This window comes from Aeromonas sp. Y318-3 (genome assembly GCF_027706185.1).
GTDB classification, from domain to species: domain Bacteria; phylum Pseudomonadota; class Gammaproteobacteria; order Enterobacterales; family Aeromonadaceae; genus Aeromonas; species Aeromonas veronii.
In genome coordinates this window covers 1-4,249 of the sequence record NZ_JAPDCN010000042.1, presented here as the reverse complement: position 1 = coordinate 4,249, position 4,249 = coordinate 1, and the positions used below count along the sequence as shown (strand labels likewise).

The following is a 4,249-nucleotide window of genomic DNA, read 5'->3' as shown; positions in this document are numbered from 1 at the left end:
TATTGAACTGTCAGGAGCTGGCTGCACAACAGCCATTACGCCCAATCAACTGGTGCAGTCGTCTTCTGAAAATGACAATTGAACTAATTGTTAGGAACTAGTTTAAACAGACTGATGGGGGTTTCAATGTTCATACGGGCGTATTTACGTGCATCGACAGAGGAACAGGATGCTGAGCGGGCACGACAGCTGTTGATTGACTTTGCTGCTGAGCATAGCCATCAGATTGCCAGTTTCTACGTGGAGAATGAGTCGGGGGCGACGCTGGACAGGCCTGAACTTATGCGGCTGATTCGCGATGCTACAGATTGTGACATTGTACTGGTAGAGCAGATTGACCGTCTGGCCCGTCTCAATCAGACGGATTGGCAAACATTGAAGCAATTACTGGCGCAGAAAAAGCTCTCCATCGTTTCCCCGGAGCTTCCGACTTCTTGGGTGGCGTTACAAGGGGACAGCCGCTCTGAGTTCACCAGCGCCATCTTGCAGGCTGTAAATGGCATGCTGCTGGATATGCTCGCAGCAGTCGCTCGCAAAGACTATGAAGATCGCCGACGCAGGCAACTGCAAGGCATTGCCAAGGCCAGGGATGAGGGGAAATATCGCGGTCGCCAGAAAGATGAAAAGAAGCGTCAGCACATCGCACAGTTGTTGAGCACCGGACACAGCTACTCGGTGATTCAGGAGATGTTGGGTTGCTCCCGTCATCTGATTTCGTGCGTGGCAAAAGATATTCGTTCTGCAAAATAGCGGATCATTTATCTGAAGCATCCATACGACGCTTTTCGATATACAGCCATGCGGCAAAGGCTCCAAAGCCTATCAGAAATGAAAACAGGAGGAGCAGGATGACGATGCTGTTCATAGTGATGACCTCATGTGTTGCGGATTAGGCATGCAATCAGATGATCGTGTGACAAAACTCTATATCACCATGGACTCAACTCAGGAAAAAATCAATAACCAACTGAAATGATTGGGTTTTGTTCTTTCGTAACAAACATGGTTGTGAATTGCTACCAATAAATAGACATCATCCCTGATGTGACATGTTCGCGGTGGTTGCTCGCTAAGATTATGATGACCGGCGTCGTATAGAAAAGGCTAAATCAGAGGGAAAATACAGTGGGCGCCAGCCTGACCTTAAGCGACATCAGTATATAGCTAGCCTATTGAAGGCCGGCCATAGCTACACTGACATTCAAGATATGTTGGAGTGTTCGCAGCACCTGATTGCTACCATCTAAAAGAATATCAGCAGCACAGAGCAGTAATTCCACGACTTTCTGCCGTATAGCTTTCTTGATTACGGCAATTCAACGTCATCACACCAATAAACCGTTCTCATTAACTTTAAAAAATTGCGTTTCAACTCAAATAAGTTGAGAAAAAACACAATCATGGTAGGGTTTCATCAGTGATGACTTATAGTATTTATGGTTAAAAAACAACCAAAACTCAATGTGTTGCGTTTAAGTTTTGAATGCAATAAACGCAAATGTGATGAATACGACCGTGGGAATATCATGATCCGCTGCCACTTAGCTCGTTTAATGGGCGAACACAAAATGCGCATTAGCGATGTTATGCGTGAAACGGGCCTCAGCCGTACCACTATCACACTCCTTTACAAGGAAACCGCGTTAAAAGTGGACCTAGATGCATTAGACAAGCTATGTGATTTATTTAATTGCAACATCCATGAATTACTAGAAAAATCGCCTGCGGTTTCCGTAGGAAACGAGTAAACAATGACCTTAATTGACATCAAAGATCTCGAAGCACACCTTTGGCATGCAGCCCACATTATTACTGGGCCTATCGACGCATCTGACTACAAAACCTACATCTTCCCCATCTTATTCTTCAAACGTATCTGTGATGTATACGACGAAGAGTTTATCGAGGCCATGGAGCAAATCGGTGATGCAGAGCTGGCCAAGGGGGATATGTTCCATCGAATCCAAATTCCACCAGCATGCCACTGGAAAGATGTTTTTGCTGAAACCAAAGATATTGGGCAAGCACTGAAAGACTCATTTCGTGGAATTGAGCTAGCTAATCCTAAGCTTCATGGCATCTTTGGTGATGCTAGCTGGACTAATAAAGAACGCCTGTCAGATGAACTCTTAGCTACTTTGCTCAACCATTTCAACCAGAAAAATCTTGGTGTAGCGTCTGTTCGCGATGATGATATGGGCCGCGCCTACGAATACCTGATTAAACGCTTTGCAGACAAAGCCAATAAAAAAGCCGGTGAGTTCTATACCCCTCGCACCATTGTACGCTTGATGGTCAATATCCTTGATCCGCAAGCAGGTGAAAGTGTGTACGATCCCGCCTGCGGTACTGGCGGTATGCTGCTAGAAACTATTCATCACGTAAAAGAAAATGGTGGCGATCCACGCCTGCTCAAAATCAAAGGCCAGGAAAAGAACCTGACCACTGAAGCCATTGCCCGCATGAACCTTTTCCTACATGGCCAAGAGGATTTCGATATCGTCCGAGGGGACACTTTGCGCGAGCCTAAGTTTTTGGTCAGTGATCGCCTAGAGACCTTCGATTGTGTTATCGCTAACCCGCCATTTAGTTTAAAAGAGTGGGGATACGACAACTGGAGTGCTGATCCTTATGGCAGAGCGCAATATGGTTTAGCTCCTAGAACCAACGGTGATTTTGCTTGGGTGCAACATATGTTTGCCTCCTTGAACGATCATGGCCGCATGGCGGTGGTATTGCCTCATGGAGTCCTGTTCCGTGGCGGTGCTGAGGGCACAATCCGTACCAAACTTCTACAGGAAAACCGCATCGAAGCCATTATTGGTGTAGCATCAAACCTCTTTTATGGCACCAGCATTCCAGCCAGCATTCTCGTGCTGCGAAAGTCACGTCCGGAGCACCATAAAGATCATGTGTTGATCATTAATGCTGAAGAAATCTTCACCAAAGGCCGTGCACAAAACACTCTGACCAACGAGCAAGCCGATGAGATCTATGGCATCTACCAAAGCCAGGTTAAACAGGGTCCCAGTTCAGAAAACATAAAAGGGGCAGCCGAAATTGAAGGCGTTGCTCGTTGGGTGCCGATCAGTGAAATCGAAGAAAACGACTTTAACCTGAACATTGCACGCTATGTGCAAAAGCCACTGGAAGAAGAAACTATCTCGGTAGAAGACGCCTTAAAGGATTTTCAGCAAAAGCTCTCGGCATTGGAACAAGCCGAAAACGAACTGGAAGCCCTGCTAATCAAAGAGGGTTTTGAAATATGAAAAAAGCAGACTTAGAAAACCTACTCTGGGGCGCGGCCGAGTTTTTACGTGGCCAAATCGACGCCTCAGACTACAAGCAGTACATCTTTCCACTACTGTTTTACAAGCGTCTATCGGATGTGTATTTGGAAGAATACACCGAAGCCTTGGAGAACTATGAAGGCGATACCGAATACGCCGCCATGCCCATGTTCCACCGTTTTGATATCCCACAGGAAGCCCGTTGGGAAAAAGTACGCCACACCAGTAAAAACATTGGTGAGGCCATTCAAAATGCGCTGCGCCTTATTGAGGCCAAAAACCCGCGCTTACATGGCGTGTTTGGCGATGCCCAATGGACCAATAAAGAGCGCCTGCCCGATCACCTGCTGTCTGATCTGATTGAGCACTTCAGTAAAATTCCGCTGGGGATTAAATCGGTCGCTCAGGATGATCTGGGTGAGGCTTACGAATACCTGATCAAAAAATTCGCCGACGACTCCGGCCACACCGCTGCCGAGTTTTATACCAACCGTACCGTGGTGCATTTAATGACGCGCATCATGGGTTTAAAACCCGGCGAAACGGCTTACGATCCTACTTGCGGTACCGGCGGTATGTTGCTTAACGCAGTAATGGACCTGCGCACCCACGGTGAAGAATGGCGGTCAGTGCATCTCTATGGCCAAGAGGTAAACCTGCTCACTTCGGCCATTGCTCGAATGAACATGTTCCTGCACGACATTGAAGAATTCGATGTGCTGCGTGGCGATACCCTGGCCGAACCTAAGTTTATTGAGAACGACCAGCTCAAACAGTTTGATGTGATATTCGCTAACCCGCCTTACTCCATCAAAAAATGGAACCGCGATAAGTTTGCCGCCGACCCTTATGGCCGCAACCTCTACGGGGTGCCACCGCAAGCAGGGCGGGATCATACCCTGAGATTTAATGGAACTTTCTGATTTTTCAGCGATCTGATCGGGTGTTCTCATCTTATT

At 47.1% G+C, this 4,249-nt stretch carries 4 protein-coding genes; all 4 read left to right on the top strand.

Annotated features, from left to right (window positions below):
• The first annotated feature begins 126 nt into the window (after positions 1-126).
• A complete protein-coding gene (locus tag OKB77_RS23835) occupies positions 127-750 on the top strand; it encodes a recombinase family protein (RefSeq protein ID WP_265845197.1) in 624 nt (207 codons plus the stop codon).
• A 686-nt stretch (positions 751-1,436) separates the two neighbouring features.
• Complete coding sequence (locus OKB77_RS23830; protein WP_437124896.1) at positions 1,437-1,748, top strand: helix-turn-helix domain-containing protein; 312 nt, start codon at positions 1,437-1,439, stop codon at positions 1,746-1,748.
• A 3-nt stretch (positions 1,749-1,751) separates the two neighbouring features.
• Positions 1,752-3,269 carry a type I restriction-modification system subunit M gene (locus OKB77_RS23825; protein WP_270818704.1) on the top strand — a complete coding sequence of 506 codons (1,518 nt, stop codon included), beginning with the start codon at positions 1,752-1,754 and terminating at the stop codon, positions 3,267-3,269.
• On the top strand, positions 3,266-4,213 hold the full coding sequence (locus OKB77_RS23820; protein ID WP_270818702.1) for a class I SAM-dependent DNA methyltransferase: 948 nt from the start codon (positions 3,266-3,268) through the stop codon (positions 4,211-4,213). Before OKB77_RS23825 ends, OKB77_RS23820 begins: the two co-directional genes overlap by 4 nt.
• Positions 4,214-4,249: the final 36 nt, after the last annotated feature.